This is a genomic window from Coriobacteriaceae bacterium, from assembly GCA_025993015.1.
Classification (GTDB): Bacteria; Actinomycetota; Coriobacteriia; order Coriobacteriales; family Coriobacteriaceae; genus Collinsella.
In genome coordinates this window covers 203,515-222,845 of record DAJPFV010000001.1, presented here as the reverse complement: position 1 = coordinate 222,845, position 19,331 = coordinate 203,515, and the positions used below count along the sequence as shown (strand labels likewise).

Here is a 19,331-nt window from a genome sequence, read left to right as displayed (position 1 = left end):
TGACGCCTTGTAACACATGACTGACGGCTCTGCCCTCATGCTTTTCCAAGATTCCGATTTTAGATTGCTGACTCTTGGAGGGCGGAGTATGAAAAACCGTACGGTTTTGCTTTATATGACGTTCGTTTTTCTGTCGAACTTCAGCACCATCTTGTTTTTTCTGACGGTTTACCTTGAATTCGTCGGATTCTCGATGGTGGCGATTTCTAGCATGATGATTGCATATCAAGTGAGCAAGTTCATCCTTGAAGTTCCCACTGGCTATATTGCTGATAGGTTTGGACGAAAGACAAGCGGCCTCGTTGGCGTCGTGGGAATGCTTGGATACTACGCCGCCCTGCTTCTCGTCCGTTCTCCTCTGCTTTTAATCGGTGCGTTTGCTCTTAAAGGTTTTGCCGTTGCATGTGTGAGCGGATCCATCGAAGCGATTTACATTGACAGCGTCTCTCAGGACCAGCTCGTAAGACTTAATGTCGTTGAGCGATTTGTTTTCTATGCCTCTTATGCCCTCTCCGCTTGTGTGGGCGGTTTCATTTCGTCCGCTGGCGCGTATCTCATTGGTCTTTTGGCAGATATCATCGCAATGGTGTTGACGTTGGTTGTCGTTGTCTGCATTCCTGAGATGCGAAGAGGGGACACTACAGCGACACCTAAGCGTGGAATTAGCCCGAAGATGATCGGTGCCGCTATTGCGCGTAACGGCATTCTTCGTTCAGCGTTCATCATGGACTGCTCTCAGGCATTTGCTTTTGTCGCCCTGGAAGACTTTTTCTCACTGTTGCTTGCGGGTCGCGGAATGAATGCCGTCGCTTCGGGTGTGATCATTGCGGTCCAGCTTCTTGCCTCGGCCTCCATGGGGCTTATTGTGCCCAGTGTGATTGCTCATGTCGACAAGGGCCGTTTTGCGCGTATTTGCGGCATCGTGCGCCTTTCCCTGGCTGCTCTGTTTTTGATTCCCTTTACTCCGGTCTATTTGCTGCCCGTGTTCTATGTACTGCAGACGGTCGCGTACTCGTTATTTGCTCCAATTAAATACTCAATTTTTCAAAATGCTGTCGATTCTTCGATGCGCTGTTCACTGATTTCGGTCCAAAGCCAGATGGTGGCGGTGGGTGCCATCCTTTTCTATCTGTTCAATGCTGCGTTGAGCAGCATCGCGGGCATTCGAGTCGTATTGCTTGTTGCGCTCGGGATTTCTTCCCTGGTGTATATCCCCGCGCTATTTCGTCTTACAAGTCAAAGGCCATGAGTATTTAGGCACCGATAACTTATATATCAACGCAATAAACCCGAGCGCGAGGGCGTTTGGGTTTATTATTGAAGCGTATGTAACCTGGCGGCGCCACACCGCCTGTTAGTAGGGAGACACATGAACGTTCTGGTCGTCAACGCGGGATCTTCGACCCTTAAGTATCAGGTCATCGACACCAAGTCCCATAAGGTGTCCGCAAAGGGCTCCTGCGAGCGCGTCTGCTTTACCGGTGGTACCTTCACCCATGCTGCCAATGGCTCCAAGAAGGTGACCGAGAACATCGAGTTCCCCGACCACAAGGTCGCCATCGAGGTCGTCCTGAAGGACCTTGAGGCCAACGGCGTCAAGATCGAGGGCATCGGCCACCGTATCGTTCAGGGCGGTTGGTACTTTGGTGATTCCTCCCTCGTCGACGAGGACGTCCTCGCCAAGATTCGCGAGGTCGCCCCGCTGGCGCCGCTGCACAACAACCCCGAGGCCAACGTTATCGAGTACTGCCTGGAGCAGTATCCCGATCTGCCCAACGTCACGGTCTACGACACCGCTTTCCACTTCAACATGCCCGAGGTCGCCAAGACCTACGCCCTTCCCAAGGATGTTTGCGACAAGCTGCACATCCGTAAGTACGGCGCCCACGGCACCAGCTATCGCTACATCTCCAAGAAGGTCGCCGAGATGACCAACGGCGAGGCCCGCAAGGTCGTCGTGTGCCATATCGGCTCCGGCGCTTCCCTGTGCGCCATCGAGGACGGCAAGTGCATGGACACCACCATGGGCTTGACGCCGCTCGACGGCGTCATGATGGGCACCCGCTGCGGCTCCATCGACCCGGCTACCGTGTGCTACCTGCAGCGCGAGGGTGGCTACACCTTCGACGAGGTCGACGAGATGATGAACAAGAAGTCTGGCCTTTTGGCTGTGACCGGTGGCAAGACCAACGACTGCCGCAACGTTGAGGAGCTCGCCGCTGCTGGTGACCCCGAGGCTCAGCTCGCCTTCGATATGTTCGTCTACAAGATTGCCGCTAAGGCCGCCGAGATGGCCACCTCCATGTGCGGCATGGACACCCTGGTCTTTACCGCCGGCATCGGCGAGCACGCTCCGGCCGTTCGCGCTGGCGTGGCCGATCGTCTGGCCTTTATGGGCGTCAAGATGGATCACGCCCGTAATGCCCTGCGTGGCGACGGCGCTTGGTGCCTGTCCGCCAAGGATTCCAAGGTCAAGATTTTCGTCATCCCTACGGACGAGGAGTTCATGATCGCTTCCGACGTCGAGCGCATCGTCAACGGCAAGTAATTGCAAGAGGGGAGGGGCTGGACGACCGAGCGCCGTTCGGCCCCTCTTTTGCGCTCGTTGGGCGATATGCTGATATCTATTTATCAAGATATGATAACTTCTTATTAAAATGCGGCCGCCTTAAGGGGCCTGCGTCGACCGTATTGCACTGCGAAGGAGTCTCATGAACGTACTTGTTGTCAACGCCGGCAGCTCAAGCCTTAAATATCAGCTTTTGGATACCGATACCCGCAAGGTTTTCGCCAAGGGCAACTGCGAGCGTATCGGATCGGACATGGGCATCTTTGGCCACTCCGAGAACGGTGGCGCTAAGCAGACCGAGGAGGTCCCTTTCCCCGATCATCGCTCTGCTATCGCTCGCGTGCTCGAGGAGCTCGAGAAGACCGACTTTACGATTGATGGCATTGGGCATCGTATCGTTCAGGGCGGCTGGCACTTCGATGATTCCGCGGTTGTCGACGACGAGGTTATGGCCAAGATTCTTGAGGTGGCACCGCTTGCTCCGCTGCACAACTACGGCGAGGCCGCAGCGATTGAGTATTGCCGTGAGAAGTATCCGGAGCTGCCCAACGTGGCGGTCTTCGACACCTCGTTCCACATGACCATGCCCGAGGTTGCCTACACCTACGCGCTGCCCAAGGACGTTTGCGACAAGTACCACGTGCGCAAGTACGGCGCCCACGGCACGAGCCACCGCTATGAGTGGATGATGGCCAAGGAGATCCTGGGTTCGCGCTGCCACCGCCTGCTTTCGTGCCATCTGGGCAACGGTGCTTCGCTCGCTGCTATCGAGGACGGCGTGTGCCGCGACACCACGATGGGTCTCACGCCGCTCGATGGCCTGATGATGGGCACCCGTTGTGGTTCCATCGACCCGGCCACCGTGTGCTACCTGCAGCGCGAGGGCGGCTACAGCTACCAGGAAGTCGATGACATGATGAACAAGCAGTCTGGTCTGCTTGCCATCTCGGGCATTTCCAACGACGCCCGCGACATCCGCACGCGCGCCTCCGAGGGCGACGAGCGCTGCCTGCTCGCCTTCGATATGTTCGCCTATAAGGCCATGCAGCAGGCCGGTTCCATGATCGCTTCCATGGCGGGCGTGGACACCATTACCTTTACCGCCGGCATCGGCGAGAACGACTGGTCGATCCGCAAGGCCTTCTGCGACTGCTTTGAGTGGCTGGGCGTGCGCATCGACAACAACAAGAACCGCGAGGCCGTGGGCAACGGCCCACAGGTCATCAGCGCCGCCGGCTCTTCCGTCACGGTTATGGTCATCCCCACCGACGAGGAATACATGATCGCCCACGACGTCGAGCGCCTGACCAAGAACAACTAACGCGCGCATTTGCAAGTAAACGAAAGGCCTCCAGAGCAACGGCTCCGGAGGCCTTTTTACTAGCAGGTGGACGGCGGAAACCCCATCCCATTTCGAGCGCAAATACTGGGACACGCTTTCCGGTTGAGGCACGTTGCGGAAAGTGCGACCCACAATAAAGCAAAATTCCGTCCCAAAGTTTCCCAAACAGGCCCCAAGCGGAAGCCACATCCCACAATCCGCCTCCAAACTGGGATGTAGTTTCCGGCACAACAACCGCCGAAGCCCACCGGCCTTTCAATCTCCAAAGTGATCATCATCAGCAACGCCTTCGCTCCCAGCAACGGCACCCATCCATTCAGATTTTCAGCTCCAGCTCGTAGCCAAGCCGCCGTCCACCCCGGATTCCCTGATTGCTACGTGGCGGCAGGGACCCTACAGGGTAAAGCTCTGATAATATTCCGCAGGACGCATGAAACCCCCGCCGCACGAAGTGCGCAGCGGGGGTTTCATGCATGTCCGAGGACGTTTTCAGAGCTTTACCCTGTAGGGTCCCGAGGGGATATGTCCGCTACTCAGCCATCTGAGCCTGGACGGCGGTGATGGCCACGACACCCACGATGTCGTCGGCAGTGCAGCCGCGCGAAAGGTCGTTAACCGGCTTGGCGATGCCCTGCAGGATGGGGCCGTAGGCGTCAGCACCGGCGAAGCGCTGGACCAGCTTGTAGCCGATGTTGCCGGCCTCGAGGTCGGGGAACACGAGTACGTTGGCCTTGCCGGCAACGGAGGAGCCGGGAGCCTTGAGCTGGGCGACGGTGGGGACAATAGCGGCATCGAGCTGCAGGTCGCCGTCGATGGCGAGCTCGGGAGCCTTCTCCTTGCAGAACTTCACAGCCTCCTGGACCTTCTTGGCGACCTCGCCGCCAGCGGAGCCCATGGTGGAGTAGGAGAGCATGGCCACGTGCGGCTCAACGTTGCCCATGAAGGTGGACCAGGAGTGAGCGGAGGCGATGGCGATCTCGGAGAGCTCGTCGGAGGACGGGTTGATGTTGAGGCCGCAGTCGGCGAAGATCAGCGTGCCGTCAGTGCCGAACTGCGGGGTGTCGGTGCACATCACGAAGAAGGCCGAGACCAGCTTGGTGCCCGGGGCGGTCTTGAGGATCTGAAGCGCGGGGCGCAGGGTGTCGGCGGTGGAGTGGCAGGCGCCGGAGACCAGGCCGTCGGCATCGCCCATCTTGACCATCATGGTGCCAAAGTAGGTGGCGTCCATCACCTGGGCGCGAGCCTGCTCGATGGTAACGCCCTTCTTGGCGCGGAGCTCGGCAAACTTCTGCGCGTACTCCTTGTGCTTCTCGGCATTGCGCGGGTCGATGACGGTAGCGCCGGGAACGTTGATCTCGTCGGGGTTGCCCAGGATGACGATCTTTGCCAGGCCCTCCTCGATGATTTTGGTGGCCGCGACGATAGTGCGCGGATCCTCGCCCTCGGGCAGGACGATCGTCTTAAGGTCGGCCTTGGCGGCAGACTTCATACGGTTTAGGAAATCGCTCATGTTACTCCTTACAAGCGTTTCGCTAAGCTCCAGGCACCCGGCTGTTCACGAATAAACCCGCTGCTAGCGGGTTTACCTTTCAATTATGTACGCCGCGGTGCTTGAGCTTTCCTTGTGTGGCAAGCTCATTATAGGACGCATTAGCGCTATAATCGCTCTGATAAATATGTCTCGAAGAATGTTCGAGAAAAGCCCAGCTAACGAGCCCGTGGCTTTTGACAAGGAGTATCGATGCAGATTACCTCAGGCCTGCCTGAAGGCTTTAACGCCGGCGCGTACGACATGATTGTCGTCGGTGCTGGATATGCCGGTGCCGTTTGCGCCCGCCGTCTTGCCGAGACCATCGGCTATCGTGTTGCCGTTTTGGAGCGCCGTAGCCACATTGCGGGCAATGCCTATGACTGCACTGACGAGGCCGGAATCCTGATCCACGAGTACGGTCCGCATATCTATCACACTTTTAACGAGCGCGTGCACAATTTCCTGTCGCGCTTTACCAAGTGGACGGATTATCAGCACAAGGTGCTCGCCAACATCAACGGTACCCTTATGCCCGTGCCCTTCAACCATGCGAGTCTCAAGCTCGCCTTTGGTGACGAGCGCGGCGAGGAGCTGTATCAGAAGCTCGTGGAGACTTTTGGCAAGGATGTCAAGGTGCCCATTATGGAGCTGCGTAAGAAGAACGACCCGGATCTTGCCGAGGTCGCCGATTACGTCTACGAGAACGTCTTTTTGCATTACACCATGAAGCAGTGGGGCCAGACGCCCGATCAGATCGATCCCTCGATCACCGGCCGCGTTCCCGTCTTTGTGGGCGATGATGACCGCTACTTCCCGCAAGCTCCCTTCCAGGGCATGCCGCAGGAGGGCTACACGGCGCTCTTTGAGCACATGCTCGACCACGACCTGATCGACGTGTTCTGCGACGTGGACGCCCGTGACCTCTTTGAAATCGACGAGACTACCGTCAAGATCGACGGCAAGGTCTATGGTGGCGAGATCGTCTACACCGGTCCGCTCGATGAGCTGTTCAATCTCGATCTGGGCGCGCTACCGTACCGCACGCTCGACATGAAGTTCGAGACGCTCGATATGGACCAGTTCCAGCCCGTGGGCACCGTCAACTACACCACGAGCGAGGACTACACGCGCATTACCGAGTTCAAGAACATGACCGGTCAGATCCTGCCCGGCAAGACCACCATCATGAAGGAGTATTCCAAGGCCTATACGCCCGGCTCGGGCGAGACGCCGTACTACGCCATTCTTGAGCCCGAGAACCGTGAGCTCTATGAGCGCTATCTTGAGCGCGTCCAGAACCTGACGAACTTCCACCCGGTGGGTCGTCTGGCCGAGTATCGTTACTACGATATGGACGCTGTGACCAATTCCGCCCTCGATCTTTCGGATGAGATTATCGCCTGCCATGCATAAAGTCATAACATTCGGTATTCCCTCGTATAACGCCGCCAAGGACATGGACCATTGCATCACCTCCATCTTGGAGGGGAGCAATTACGCCACCGATATCGAGATTATCGTAGTGGACGACGGCTCCAAGGACGAGACGGCCGATAAGGCCGACGAGTGGGAGGCACGTTATCCCGGTATCATTCGCGCGGTGCACCAGGAGAACGGCGGCCACGGTATTGCCGTCCTTTCGGGTCTGCGCGAGGCACAGGGCACCTACTACAAGGTCGTCGACTCGGATGACTGGCTCGATGCTGCGGCTCTTTCGACTATGCTGTCGATTCTGCGTGGCTTTGAAGAGCGTGACCAGCGCGTTGACCTGTTTATCTCGAACTACGTGTACGAGAAGGTTTACGAGGGCACGCATACCGCTATTGGCTACAAATTTGCCCTGCCGCGCAAAAAGATCTTTTCCTGGGATCAGATCGGTCATTTCCGCCTGGACCAGAACCTACTCATGCACAGCCTGTGCTATCGCACGGATGTGCTGCGCGAGTCCAACCTTCCCATGCCGCCGCACACGTTCTATGTGGACAACATCTACGCCTACGTGCCGCTGCCGCGTTGCAAGACCATGTACTACGCCGACATCGACCTCTATCGCTACTTTATCGGTCGCGAGGGCCAGAGTGTCAACGAGGCCACGATGGTCAAGCGTCTGGACCAGCAGTTCCGTGTGACGCGCATCATGATGGAGTCGTACCACCTGTACAGCGATGTTGAGTCGTCGCGTCTGCGCTCGTACATGATGGGCTATTTCACCATGATGATGGCGATCTGCTCGGTGCTCACCAAGCTTTCCGAGGAAGATTGCGCCGACGAGCGCCTAAAGATGCTGTGGAATGATTTGAAGGCCTACGACGAGCGCATGTATCGTCGTGCCCGCTACGGCGTGGTCGGGTTCTTCACCAATCTGCGCGGACGGGCCGGAGACAAAACCACACTCGGCCTATACCGTCTTGCCTCAAAGATCTTCAAATTCAACTAGCTGCTGAGTAATCGCTGTTGATAGGTTGACTGGGCCCCTTGGCCTTTAGTTTGCTACTGCGAACAGTCCTGCTCGCACGGAAAGCACATTAAGTGCTTTCCGGCTCGTGCGGAACTTGTATCAAACTAAAGGCCAAGGGGCCTCTGCTATAAGAATCGATTGTCAGTTTATTTGAATTTGAAGATCTTCGACGCGCGGTACACAGGGGCCTGGGCTGAAAAGAATCTGGTTGGTAGGTTGCCCGGTGGGGCTTGGTTATGTTTGTCGCGAGTTCCGCACGAGCCGAAGAGCACTTAATGTGCTCTTCGTGCGAGCCAGGACTGTAGAGCAGCAAACATAGCCAAGCCCCACCGGGCAACCGGTCAGGTTAGGCTACTTCGCGGCGCCGGGGATGCCGTGGGAGGTTTTGGCGGTTTTGGCTCCGTTTACGATGGCGGTCTGTAGGGCCCTTACGGCGAGCATGCCCAGTAGGTCTAGGGGAACGGCGGCGCTTGCCTGGGCGCCCAGTTTGCCGCTGGCGAGGGTGTAGATGGTGTCGCCGTCGTTGGTGGTGTGTGTGGGGCGGATGGCGTGTGCGTAGGCGTCTGCGGCCATCTGGGAGACCTTGGTGGCTTGTGCCTTAGTGAGTTCCACGTTGGTGACGATGCAGCTGATGGTGGTGTTGGTGCGGTCGAGCGGCATCTGCATGGATCCGGCGGCGGCAAAGGCTGCGAGTTCCATGTCGACGATCTGGTCGCTATCGGCTGCGGCGCGCATGCCGGCGACCCACTCGCCGGTGAAGGGGTCGACAACGTTGCCGCAGGCGTTGACCGAGACCACGGCGCCCACCTTGATGGGGCCGAGTGCCACGGCGGCAGCTCCAAGGCCGGCCTTCATGCAGGTGGCAGGCCCCATGAGCTTACCCACGGTAGCGCCCGTGCCGGCGCCTACGTTGCCCTGTTCGAGCTTGGTGGGGGTGTGGTCGAGTGCTTCGCGCACGGCGGCGATGCCGGCCTCAATGTCGGGGCGCACGGTGGGGTTACCAAAGGCGAGGTCGAAGATACAGCTGGAGCACACGATAGGCACCTGCGTGGGGCCGACGGGAAGGCCGATGCCGCGGCTCTCAAGCTCGCGAGCGACGCCGCTTGCAGCCTCGAGGCCAAAGGCCGATCCACCCGAAAGGCAGACGGCGTGGACCTTGTCGACGGTGTTCTCGGGTCGCAGCAGGTCGGTTTCGCGCGATGCTGGAGCACCGCCGCGAACGTCAACGCCGCCGGTGGCGCCCTCGGGTGCCACGATTACGGTGCAACCGGTGCCGGCCTCCTCGTCCGTATAGTTGCCATAGCAAAAGCCATCGACATCGCAGACGTCAATGGCCTCGAGCAGTGTATCCATGTTTAACTCCTATCGGTTTTCCGCCGCGCCTTGTGCCCGGTCGGGATCCGTACGGTACGCCAAAATTGTAGGCCCGGGGGATACCCAGCGCCAGATGCAATTACGAGAGTTTTTGAATCGCGCGCGCGACGCGGGCGATGGGTAGGCCCACCACGTTATAGAAGTCGCCCGAAATATCGTGCACGAGCATGCGTCCTCCTGTGCCCTGAATGCCGTAGGCGCCGGCCTTGTCCATGGGCTCACCCGAGGCGACGTAGTGCTCGATCTGCTCGTCGGTGAGCTCGTAGAACGTCACGTCGGTCACATCGACAAAGGACAGGCTTTCGGCGGCATGCGGGGCGGCCGTATCGCCTGCCTTAACGATGCAGACGCCGGTTGCGACCTGGTGCGTGCGGCCCGAAAGCTCACGGAGCATAGTGCGCGCCTCGTCCTCGGTTGCCGGCTTGCCCAGAATCTTGCCGTCAAAGGTGACGATGGTGTCGGCCGCGACCGTTAGCTCATTGGGCTCGGCATGCTCGGCAGCAACGGCAGCCGCCTTGGCGCGTGCCAAGCGCTCGACAAGCGTGAGCGGGGCCTCGCCATCAAAGGGCGTTTCGTCGATATCCGCGGGAATCACGCGAATGTTGTAGCCTGCCTCGCGCATCAGCTCTATGCGGCGCGGCGATTGCGAAGCCAAAATCATAGTTGGATGCCCTCGGCGACCTTCTCGACGGCCTTGTCGCCGGCGAGCGTGCGCAGCAGCTCCAATGCAAAGGGGAGGGACTGTGCCATGCCGCTGGCAGTGATGATGTTGCCGTCTTGCGTGACCTTCTCGCCGGTATAGGCGCCTTCGGGGAAGCTTTTCTCAAAGCCAGGGAAGCACGTGGCATGGCGCCCCTCGAGCAGGTCGAGCTCGCCCAGGATAAACGGGGCGGCGCAGATGGCGGCGACGTGCTTGGTTGCGGCGAACTCGCAGACCACGTCGCAGACGCGCTGATCTGCGCGCAGGTTGGTGGCACCGGGCAGGCCGCCGGGCAGCACGACGCAGTCGTACTCGTCAAAGTTGATCTCATCAAAGAGCGCATCGCAGGTCACGGGGATCTGCAGCGAGCTTACGACCTCGCGCGTGGGCATGATCGAGACGAGCGTGGCACGCACGCCGCCGCGACGCATGACATCGACCATGGTCAAGCATTCAATAGTTTCAAAGCCATCGGCGGCGAGAACGGCAACGCTGGGCATGAGGGTTCCTTTCATAGGCGGCATACAATTAGCCGTCTTATACCCCGAAGACCTCCGCTTGCCACGCTCGATTTCCCAATGATTTTCTGAGCAATGATTAAGCGGCTAGTTGCGCCTAAGGTGGACGACGGTCTCGCAGTGGAAGGTTTGTGGGAACAGGTCGACTGGCGTGATCTTTACGGGGGAGAAGGTGCCTTCTTCGACAAAGCGTTTGAGATCGCGCGCCAGGGTGGCCGGGTCGCAGCTCACGTAGGCGACATCGCGGGCACTCGTGCTGGCGATAAGGCCGATCGCCTCGGGGGCGAGGCCTGCGCGCGGCGGGTCGACCACCAAGATGTCGGCATCCTGGTCGGGGAACTCGCGCACCGCGTCTCCGCCAATGACGTCGACGTTATCAAGCTTGTTGATTTCCAGGTTACGGCGTAGATCGCGCACGGCGGGGCCGTAGGCCTCGACGGCAGCGACAAAGTCGCAGCGGCGGGCGAGCGGCAGGGTAAAGGTGCCGGCACCGCAGTACAGGTCCACGGCAAGCTCGTCTTCCTGCGGGTCGAGCGCTTCCATGACAAGATCGATCAAAATCTCGGCACCCTTGGTGTTGACCTGGAAAAAAGACGGGGCAGACAAGCGCATCTGATCCTCGGCGATATTCTCGGTCCATGAGCCCTCTCCGGCGAGCATTTCGACCTTGGAGACACGGCGGGCCTTCTTTTCGCCCTTGCTCATCACGCGTACGATGCTCGTAGGATGAGCGGCGTCCGCCAGCACGCGGGAGACCTGCGAGCGCGGAAAAGAGCCTGTGGGCGTCCAGAGTGCGACCTCGAGTGCCTTGGTGCGGCGCGATGCGCGAATGCCCACGCGTTCGAGCCCCAAGTCATGGCTGCCGCTTAGATAGTTGAGTGCGCCGACGACCGATTTGAGTGCCTTCGGGAAGCGCTTATCGAACAGCGGACACATATCGACGGTCACGATTTTGCTGGGGTCGACACCGTGCATGCCAAGGCGCACGCGACCGTTGACGACGGTCGGTTCGAGCTCGATTTTATTGCGGTAGCCCCAGTCGTCCTTGGTGTGGCAGATGGGCTGTACCAACTCATCTGCCAGCTCAGGAGCGAACTTGCCGATGCGCTCGAGCGTGGAGCGCAGGTTTTGCTCCTTGGCGGCGAGCTGTGCCGTGCGTGAGAGATTGCCCCACGAGCAGCCGCCGCAGATGCCCACGAAGGGGCAGGGAGGCTGAATGCGATTGGGGCTTGGCTCCAGAATCTCGGTGGTGCGGGCGCGCATGAATGACTTGCCGTCCTGTACGACCTCGGCCTCGACGGTGTCGCCTGCCACGGCACCCTGCACAAAGACGGCCTTGCCGTTGTCGGCGTGCGCCAGCCCGTCGGCGCCGTAGGTCATCGATTCTATAGTGAGCTTCATATTCCTGCCTGTCATTCGCGTTGTTGTTCGCACCATGGTAGCAGGGAAAAGCGCCCCGTATCCGAGGCTTTCCTCAAATGCGGGGCGCTTCTACAAACTGCTTCTACAAACGACTATTTCGTCTTGCCGGTAATGAGCGTCTTAAGACCCAGGCCGATCAGACCCAGGCCCATGCGCACGCGGCCGGGGCGATGGCGCTCGATGGCCTTGGTCTTGCCAGCGGGCTTATCGCGACGGGCGCTCGTCTCGGGTGCGGGCTTGGTGACCTGCGGATCGGGCTGAGGTGCAGGTGCAGGCTCGGGCTCAATGACGGTCGCCTGGACCTCTTGGACCTTGGGTGCTACTGGCTGCGGCTCGGCCTCGGAGGCAGGTTCCGCCTCAATGACGGGCTCGGGCGCGGCCTCGGCGTTGCGATAGGCGCGCTCCAGCAGGGCTTCCTGTGAGTTGAAGGGTTTCTCACCCTCTGCACGCTCCACGGGGACCCAGGTGCCGTCGCTCGTGAGGCTGCGGGCCTTCACGTTGTCGCGCAGCTGCATGCCCATGTACTCGTGCACCAGAGCGCGACAGGTGGGGTCGAGCACGGGGAAGGCAATCTCCACGCGGTGCTCGGTGTTGCGCGTCATCATGTCTGCCGAGCTCAGGTAAATCATGTCCGAGTCCACGCCGAAAGCATAGACGCGCGCGTGCTCCAAAAAGCGTCCGACGATGGAGCGGACATGCACGTTCTCGGTCTTGCCCGGAACACCGGGCTTGAGGCACGAGATGCCGCGGATGATCATGTCTACGCGCACGCCGGCACACGATGCCTCGGCGATCTTGTCGATAACCTCGCGGTCGGTCAGTGAGTTGAGCTTAAAGAACACGCGGGCGGGCTCGCCGGCAAGGGCGCGCTGGATCTCGCGGTCAAGCCCGCGCATGATGAGCGGTTTCAGTCCGACGGGCGCCACACCCAGGAAGCGGTAGTCGCCGCGCAGGTTGCCCAGCGACAGATTGCGGAAGAACAGGTTGGCGTCTTCACCGATGCCGGGATGGGCTGTCATGAGCATAAAGTCGCTGTAGAGTTTGGCCGTCTTCTCGTTAAAGTTGCCGGTGCCCAAGAGCGTGAGGCGGGTGAGCGCCATGCCCTCGCGATAGGTGAGCTGGCAGATCTTGGAGTGGCACTTAAAGCCTTCGGAGCCGTAGATGACGGTGCAGCCTGCCTCTTCCAGACGCTCGGCCCACTCGATGTTGTTCTGCTCGTCAAAGCGGGCGCGGAGCTCCATGAGCACCGTGACCTCTTTGCCGTTCTCGGCGGCATCGATCAGCGACTCGCATAGGCGGCTCTGCTTGGCCACGCGGTAGAGCGTGATGCGCAACGAGATGCACTCGGGATCGTAGGCTGCCTCGTGTACCAGATCCAGGAACGGATTCATGGCCTCGTAAGGGTAGAAGAGCAGCTTGTCGTGCTGCAGCACCTGCTCGCGGATGGAGCGGGTCATGTCGATGGTGGGGTTGGGCTGTGGCTTAAACGGCGTAAAGAGGAGCTCGTTGCGCAGGTGCTCGGGAATCTTGCCCTCAATGCCAAAGACGTAGCCCAGGTTGAGCGGGATATCGCAGGTAAAGACAGAGCGGCGCGAAAGCTCGAGCGCCTTGCGGATAGTCTTGAGCGTCGCCTTCTCGAGCGACCCCGAGACCGCGAGCACTACCGGCTGCAGGCGCAGGCGCTTCTTGAGAATGCGCTTCATGTGCTGGCGGTAGTCCTCTTCCTCTTCGACGCCCTCGCCGTCCGGATCGATGTCGGCGTTGCGGGTGACGCGGATCAGCGCACGATCCAGCGGCTTATAGGAGCCAAAGCAGCTGTCCAGGCAGGCGAGGATGACGTCCTCGAGCAAGATGTAGGAGTAGGTGCCGGTGGGCGAGGGGATCTCGACCACGCGGTTCATCGAGGCGGGAATCTCGATAAGGCCCAGTAGGCTCTCCTCGTCGGTGGCGCCGTCCAGACCACAGGCCAGATAGAGCGCGCCGTTGCGCAGGTTGGGGAAGGGGTGGCGAGGATCGATGACCAGCGGCGAGATGACCGGCGACACGTAGGCCTGGAAGTAGCGGGTTACAAAGGTACGCTCCTCGGGCGTAAGCGAATCGATGTGGGCGCGGTGAACGCCCAAGGTGTCGAGCTTGCCCTCGATGCTCTTAAAGATGGACTCCCAACGGGTAAGGAGCCCGGGCATTTCGGCCATGACAGCATCGACCTGTTCGGAGGCGGTCATATTGCTCTTGTTGTCGACAGGTTGTTTTTTGAGCTCCGCCAGATCGGACAGGCCGCCCACGCGCACCATGAGGAACTCATCGAGGTTGGACTCGAAGATCGAGACGAACTTTAGTCGCTCGAATAACGGAACGGTTTCGTCGAAGGCTTCGTCGAGCACGCGGTTGTCAAAGCGTAGCCAGCTGAGCTCTCGGTTTTGCGTGTATGAGAAGTCGCGCGGCGGTTTGCGCAGCTTTGCGGCGGCTTGCTTCTTTTCGATTTTGCTCGGCATATGCATCTGTCCGTTCAGTCCCCACAGGGGACGGTAGCCTAACACTATTCACTATTGTCTCAATTTAGTCGACCTGTGGCACGGACGTATTGCGTGAACGGTATCTTTACCTACTTCTTACGCTGCCAAGGCATGCAACTAACTGCCCAACTCGTTTAGAAACAATCTATATCCATACTCAATTGGTGAGGATGTATGAATAAGAATGATTGCGAGCTGAATATAATCGAATCCAAATTGAATCATGAACAAACGACATATATATGCAGAAAACCGTTTTAGCTATGCAATTCCTAAACATGAAAATATTTGTGCAATCTAGCTTAATTCCTTAGAAAAAAGAACATTTACCTTTGAAAACCTGCTTTAGAGAACCGAAGTGCATCATGGGGGAATCATATGAGATATACCGTTCATCGCACTTTGCTGACCGTTCGGGGGCGAGGTGGAATTGCAGGTGGTTTTTGGATATAACTAGAGCTGTCAGCAAGCAGCGTCCCATACGGAGGGGCGCTGATACATTCGGCCAGTAAGGCCCGAAAGAAAGGTAGGAGGCCATGACGAAAGGTCTGCACGTGCCTTCCGAGATCGGCAAGCTCAGGAAGGTCTGCCTGCACCGTCCCGGCGACGAGCTCCTCAACCTGCCGCCCGACGAGCTCGAGCGACTCCTGTTCGACGACGTCCCGTTCCTGGAGGTCGCGCAGCAGGAGCACGACACCTTCGCCCAGATCCTGAGGGACCAGGGCGTGGAGGTCCTCTACCTCGAGAACCTCGTCGCCGAGGTGTTCGACCAGGTCCCCGGCGCCCGCGCCGAGTTCACCGACCAGTACATCGCCGAGGCCGGCATCCGCGGCCAGCACATGCCGCAGATCGTCCGCGAGAAGCTGGACTCCATCGAGGACAACCTCGAGTTCGTCAAGAAGACCATGGCCGGCATGACCAAGTCCGAGATCGACATGCCCCTCACGGCGTCCACGACCCTCGACTCCCTGGTCAACTCCGAGTCCGAGTCCGACCTGATCATCGACCCGATGCCCAACCTCTACTTCACCCGCGACCCGTTCGCGGTCGTCGGCGAGGGCGTCAACCTCAACCGCATGTACTCGGTCACCCGCAACCGCGAGACCCTGTACGGCAAGTACGTCTTCAAGTACCACCCCGACTACAAGGACGTCTCCCTGTACTTCCGCCGCGACTGCCAGTTCCACACCGAGGGCGGCGACGTGCTGAACATCAACGAGAAGACCCTCGCCGTCGGCATCTCCCAGCGCACCCAGGCCGCGGCCATCGACGTCATGGCCCAGAACATCTTCTGGAACTCCGACTCCAAGGTCGAGCGCATCCTGGCCTTCGACATCCCGGTCTCGCGCGCCTTCATGCACCTCGACACGGTCTTCACCCAGATCGACGTCGATAAGTTCACGATCCACCCCGCCATCATGGGCACCCTGCGCGTCTACGAGCTGACCGCCGGCAAGAACCCGGGCGACGTGAACATCCGCCTGATCGAGGACACCCTCGAGCACGTCCTGGAGGACGCCACCGGCGTCGACCAGGTCAAGCTGATCCCCTGCGGCGGCGGCGACCCGATCGCGGCCTCCCGCGAGCAGTGGAACGACGGCTCCAACACCCTGTGCGTCGAGCCCGGCAAGATCTGCGTCTACGCCCGCAACACCGTCACCAACGACGTGCTGTACAAGGAGGGCCTGGACCTTCTCGTCGTGCCCTCCGCCGAGCTCTCCCGCGGCCGCGGCGGCCCGCGCTGCATGAGCATGCCCTTCTGGCGCGAGGACCTCTAAGGTCTTCAAGGACCCGTACAGGTCATAATACATACATCTAGCTGCCATTAGATGTCTCCCAATGGGGCGGTGCGGGTATTCGCACCGCCCCAATCTTGTTTGAGGAGCGTCAACACGATTGGATGACTGCTTTTGTAAGGAGCTTGGCCATGGATATCAAGACGATCGGCGTTGAGGAATGGCTTAACGTTTGGGAGAAGAGCGCTACGTGGGATATCGCCCAGTCGACGATTTCGTCGCTTACCATGGGCGAGCTGCGCGCGCTCGACGATCAAGATGGTGCCACGTTCTACGAGCGCCTGGACCGCGAGAAGATGAACTACGGCTGGATCGAGGGTTCGCCCGACTTTAAGGCCGAGGTCGCCAAACTGTATCGTCGCGAGGTCAATCCCCATCTCATTCTGCAGACCAATGGCTGCACGGGCGCCAATCTCAACGCCATCATGGCTGTAGTCGAGCCCGGCGACCACGTTATCGCCGAGTGGCCTACCTATGCGCCGCTCTACGAGATTCCGCGCACGCTGGGTGCCGAGGTCGAGTATTGGGAGCTTCGCGAGGAGCTCGGGTGGAAACCCGATATCGAACAGCTCAAGCGCTTGGTGCGCCCCAACACCAAGCTCATCTGCATCAATAACGCTTCGAACCCCATCGGAACGGTGCTCGATGCCGATACGCTCGGCCAGATTGCCGAGATCGCCCGCTCGGTGGGCGCCTATGTGCTGTGCGACGAGGTGTACCTGCCGCTTGAGAACACCGAGGACTTTTTGTCGATGGCCGATGTGTACGAGAAAGCCATCGTCACCAACTCGGTGTCCAAGACCTATTCGACGCCTGCTGCCCGCGTGGGCTGGGTTGTGGCAGACGAAGAGGTATCTAATCGCATTCGCACGTACCGCGACTACACCATGATTTGCGGCGGCGTGTTCAACGACGCCCTGGCGACCTATGTGCTCAAGCACAAGGACAAGATCCTCGAGCGCAACCGCAAGATCGTGTTTGGAAACCGCGATATCGCGCAAGCTTGGATCGACACGCAGCATCGTGTCTCCTGGACGGCCCCGCAGGGTGTGTCCACCTCGTTTATCCAGCTGGACATTCCCGAGGATGACGAGGAGTTCTGCAAGCGCCTGCTGTCCGAGAGGGGAGTGCTGCTGGTACCTGGCTGCCGCTTTGAGCTTCCCTGTGGCGCACGCCTGGGCTACTGCGCGAGCGAGGACGTTCTGCGCGAGGGCCTGAGGCTTTTGGGCGAGGCGCTGGCGGAGTTCGATCGCTAGGATTCCGACGGCTCTCAAGGCCGCTCAAATCTGCCTACGATTATCGATAACAGTCCCGTTTCCCATGAGGGGAGCGGGACTGTTTTTCTATACCGAGAAGTCAAGTTGTTACAAATGAGGCCGTAAGGCGAGCCGGTATTCGCTGGGCCTTATACTGAGCTTCCGGTGAACGGTACAAAGCGTCTGGTAAACGGTAATATGCTTACCAGAAATGAATAGGACAAACTTTATTTTGAATAAAAATGAAAATGGTTGAGACGTGGTATGAATCGCTAATTCTATTCATAGCTTTATTAGAAATATGCAATTTGAGGGTGGTTTAATAAAGTTTAGTTCCATTTGCTATCTTGATTGAAAACGCGTTTAAGCACGTAAATAAACTTTATTAAATCAAAGTGTGCCATGCGTGAAGTATATGTGTATGCCGTTCACCCCCCATATAAAACCGTTCGGGGGCGAGGTGGAAGTATGGACTGATTTTGGATATAAATATGTCGTCAGCAATAACGCCTCACACGGAGGGGCGCTAACGAATCGGCCCTGACAGGGGCCCGAAAGAAAGGTAGGAGGCCATGACGAAAGGTCTGCACGTGCCTTCCGAGATCGGCAAGCTCAGGAAGGTCTGCCTGCACCGTCCCGGCGACGAGCTCCTCAACCTGCCGCCCGACGAGCTCGAGCGACTCCTGTTCGACGACGTCCCGTTCCTGGAGGTCGCACAGCAGGAGCACGACACCTTCGCCCAGATCCTGAGGGACCAGGGCGTGGAGGTCCTCTACCTCGAGAACCTCGTCGCCGAGGTGTTCGACCAGGTCCCCGGCGCCCGCGCCGAGTTCACCGACCAGTACATCGCCGAGGCCGGCATCCGCGGCCAGCACATGCCGCAGATCGTCCGCGAGAAGCTGGACTCCATCGAGGACAACCTCGAGTTCGTCAAGAAGACCATGGCCGGCATGACCAAGGCCGAGATCGACATGCCCCTCACGGCGTCCACGACCCTCGACTCCCTGGTCAACTCCGAGTCCGAGTCCGACCTGATCATCGACCCGATGCCCAACCTCTACTTCACCCGCGACCCGTTCGCGGTCGTCGGCGAGGGCGTCAACCTCAACCGCATGTACTCGGTCACCCGCAACCGCGAGACCCTGTACGGCAAGTACGTCTTCAAGTACCACCCCGACTACAAGGACGTCTCCCTGTACTTCCGCCGCGACTGCCAGTTCCACACCGAGGGCGGCGACGTGCTGAACATCAACGAGAAGACCCTCGCCGTCGGCATCTCCCAGCGCACCCAGGCCGCGGCCATCGACGTCATGGCCCAGAACATCTTCTGGAACTCCGACTCCAAGGTCGAGCGCATCCTGGCCTTCGACATCCCGGTCTCGCGCGCCTTCATGCACCTCGACACGGTCTTCACCCAGATCGACGTCGATAAGTTCACGATCCACCCCGCCATCATGGGCACCCTGCGCGTCTACGAGCTGACCGCCGGCAAGAACCCGGGCGACGTGAACATCCGCCTGATCGAGGACACCCTCGAGCACGTCCTGGAGGACGCCACCGGCGTCGACCAGGTCAAGCTGATCCCCTGCGGCGGCGGCGACCCGATCGCGGCCTCCCGCGAGCAGTGGAACGACGGCTCCAACACCCTGTGCGTCGAGCCCGGCAAGATCTGCGTCTACGCCCGCAACACCGTCACCAACGACGTGCTGTACAAGGAGGGCCTGGACCTTCTCGTCGTGCCCTCCGCCGAGCTCTCCCGCGGCCGCGGCGGCCCGCGCTGCATGAGCATGCCCTTCTGGCGCGAGGACCTCTAAGTCTTTCCGTTTCCGGTGCGGTCCCCCTACAACCG

General features: G+C 59.4%; 14 protein-coding genes. 8 read left to right on the top strand and 6 right to left on the bottom strand.

Annotated elements, in window-relative coordinates:
- The first annotated feature begins 88 nt into the window (after positions 1-88).
- The 3 genes from OIL77_00970 to OIL77_00960 all read left to right on the top strand — a co-directional run bounded on the left by OIL77_00970 (position 89) and on the right by OIL77_00960 (position 3,890).
- Positions 89-1,249: an MFS transporter gene (locus OIL77_00970; protein HJI43998.1), complete on the top strand. Its 1,161-nt coding sequence runs from the start codon at positions 89-91 to the stop codon at positions 1,247-1,249.
- Between the two features lie 120 nt (positions 1,250-1,369).
- Positions 1,370-2,548 (top strand): acetate kinase, encoded by a 1,179-nt coding sequence (locus OIL77_00965; GenBank protein HJI43997.1) that lies wholly within the window; start codon positions 1,370-1,372, stop codon positions 2,546-2,548.
- 163 nt (positions 2,549-2,711) lie between these two features.
- Entirely contained in the window at positions 2,712-3,890 is a 1,179-nt protein-coding gene (locus tag OIL77_00960; protein ID HJI43996.1) for an acetate kinase, read from the top strand.
- A gap of 550 nt (positions 3,891-4,440) precedes the next feature.
- Here the strand turns inward: OIL77_00960 and pta are convergent.
- The gene (gene pta / locus OIL77_00955; GenBank protein HJI43995.1) at positions 4,441-5,421 is read right to left on the bottom strand and encodes a phosphate acetyltransferase; all 981 of its coding nucleotides are present in this window, start codon (positions 5,419-5,421) and stop codon (positions 4,441-4,443) included.
- A gap of 231 nt (positions 5,422-5,652) precedes the next feature.
- Here pta and glf point away from each other — a divergent pair, with 231 nt between their 5' ends.
- Both glf and OIL77_00945 read left to right on the top strand, forming a co-directional pair.
- The gene (glf, locus tag OIL77_00950; GenBank protein ID HJI43994.1) at positions 5,653-6,855 is read left to right on the top strand and encodes a UDP-galactopyranose mutase; all 1,203 of its coding nucleotides are present in this window, start codon (positions 5,653-5,655) and stop codon (positions 6,853-6,855) included.
- Positions 6,848-7,879 carry a glycosyltransferase gene (locus tag OIL77_00945; GenBank protein HJI43993.1) on the top strand — a complete coding sequence of 344 codons (1,032 nt, stop codon included), beginning with the start codon at positions 6,848-6,850 and terminating at the stop codon, positions 7,877-7,879. Before glf ends, OIL77_00945 begins: the two co-directional genes overlap by 8 nt.
- Before the next feature lie 372 nt (positions 7,880-8,251).
- Here the strand turns inward: OIL77_00945 and OIL77_00940 are convergent, their stop codons facing one another.
- The 5 genes from OIL77_00940 to ppk1 all read right to left on the bottom strand — a co-directional run bounded on the left by OIL77_00940 (position 8,252) and on the right by ppk1 (position 14,409).
- Complete coding sequence (locus tag OIL77_00940) at positions 8,252-9,253, bottom strand: P1 family peptidase (GenBank protein ID HJI43992.1); 1,002 nt, start codon at positions 9,251-9,253, stop codon at positions 8,252-8,254.
- Positions 9,254-9,353: 100 nt separating this feature from the next.
- Complete coding sequence (locus OIL77_00935) at positions 9,354-9,935, bottom strand: Maf family protein (GenBank protein HJI43991.1); 582 nt, start codon at positions 9,933-9,935, stop codon at positions 9,354-9,356.
- Positions 9,932-10,489: a DJ-1/PfpI family protein gene (locus tag OIL77_00930; GenBank protein ID HJI43990.1), complete on the bottom strand. Its 558-nt coding sequence runs from the start codon at positions 10,487-10,489 to the stop codon at positions 9,932-9,934. The genes OIL77_00935 and OIL77_00930 overlap by 4 nt, the downstream gene beginning before the upstream one ends.
- 90 nt (positions 10,490-10,579) lie before the next feature.
- The gene (gene rlmD, locus OIL77_00925) at positions 10,580-11,908 is read right to left on the bottom strand and encodes a 23S rRNA (uracil(1939)-C(5))-methyltransferase RlmD (GenBank protein ID HJI43989.1); all 1,329 of its coding nucleotides are present in this window, start codon (positions 11,906-11,908) and stop codon (positions 10,580-10,582) included.
- Positions 11,909-12,006: 98 nt separating this feature from the next.
- On the bottom strand, positions 12,007-14,409 hold the full coding sequence (gene ppk1, locus OIL77_00920; GenBank protein ID HJI43988.1) for a polyphosphate kinase 1: 2,403 nt from the start codon (positions 14,407-14,409) through the stop codon (positions 12,007-12,009).
- 557 nt (positions 14,410-14,966) lie between these two features.
- On the opposite strand from ppk1, the gene arcA (OIL77_00915) reads away from it, so the two are divergent.
- The 3 genes from arcA (OIL77_00915) to arcA (OIL77_00905) all read left to right on the top strand — a co-directional run bounded on the left by arcA (OIL77_00915) (position 14,967) and on the right by arcA (OIL77_00905) (position 19,296).
- Positions 14,967-16,208, top strand: coding sequence for an arginine deiminase (arcA, locus tag OIL77_00915; GenBank protein ID HJI43987.1), 1,242 nt, complete (start codon positions 14,967-14,969; stop codon positions 16,206-16,208).
- 149 nt (positions 16,209-16,357) lie between these two features.
- Positions 16,358-17,482, top strand: a complete 1,125-nt coding sequence (locus OIL77_00910; GenBank protein HJI43986.1) for an aminotransferase — start codon at positions 16,358-16,360, stop codon at positions 17,480-17,482.
- Between the two features lie 572 nt (positions 17,483-18,054).
- Entirely contained in the window at positions 18,055-19,296 is a 1,242-nt protein-coding gene (gene arcA / locus OIL77_00905; protein ID HJI43985.1) for an arginine deiminase, read from the top strand.
- Positions 19,297-19,331: the final 35 nt, after the last annotated feature.

What these genes read in the sequence shown, in the direction of transcription:
- glf (HJI43994.1), top strand. Translation starts at nt 5,653, where the DNA reads ATGCAGATTACCTCAGGCCTGCCTGAAGGCTTTAACGCCGGCGCGTAC.
- OIL77_00940 (HJI43992.1), bottom strand. Translation starts at nt 9,253, where the DNA reads ATGGATACACTGCTCGAGGCCATTGACGTCTGCGATGTCGATGGCTTT.
- OIL77_00930 (HJI43990.1), bottom strand. Translation starts at nt 10,489, where the DNA reads ATGAAAGGAACCCTCATGCCCAGCGTTGCCGTTCTCGCCGCCGATGGC.
- arcA (HJI43985.1), top strand. Translation starts at nt 18,055, where the DNA reads ATGACGAAAGGTCTGCACGTGCCTTCCGAGATCGGCAAGCTCAGGAAG.
- OIL77_00970 (HJI43998.1), top strand. Translation starts at nt 89, where the DNA reads ATGAAAAACCGTACGGTTTTGCTTTATATGACGTTCGTTTTTCTGTCG.
- ppk1 (HJI43988.1), bottom strand. Translation starts at nt 14,409, where the DNA reads ATGCCGAGCAAAATCGAAAAGAAGCAAGCCGCCGCAAAGCTGCGCAAA.
- OIL77_00945 (HJI43993.1), top strand. Translation starts at nt 6,848, where the DNA reads ATGCATAAAGTCATAACATTCGGTATTCCCTCGTATAACGCCGCCAAG.
- pta (HJI43995.1), bottom strand. Translation starts at nt 5,421, where the DNA reads ATGAGCGATTTCCTAAACCGTATGAAGTCTGCCGCCAAGGCCGACCTT.
- OIL77_00935 (HJI43991.1), bottom strand. Translation starts at nt 9,935, where the DNA reads ATGATTTTGGCTTCGCAATCGCCGCGCCGCATAGAGCTGATGCGCGAG.
- OIL77_00960 (HJI43996.1), top strand. Translation starts at nt 2,712, where the DNA reads ATGAACGTACTTGTTGTCAACGCCGGCAGCTCAAGCCTTAAATATCAG.
- OIL77_00965 (HJI43997.1), top strand. Translation starts at nt 1,370, where the DNA reads ATGAACGTTCTGGTCGTCAACGCGGGATCTTCGACCCTTAAGTATCAG.
- rlmD (HJI43989.1), bottom strand. Translation starts at nt 11,908, where the DNA reads ATGACAGGCAGGAATATGAAGCTCACTATAGAATCGATGACCTACGGC.
- arcA (HJI43987.1), top strand. Translation starts at nt 14,967, where the DNA reads ATGACGAAAGGTCTGCACGTGCCTTCCGAGATCGGCAAGCTCAGGAAG.
- OIL77_00910 (HJI43986.1), top strand. Translation starts at nt 16,358, where the DNA reads ATGGATATCAAGACGATCGGCGTTGAGGAATGGCTTAACGTTTGGGAG.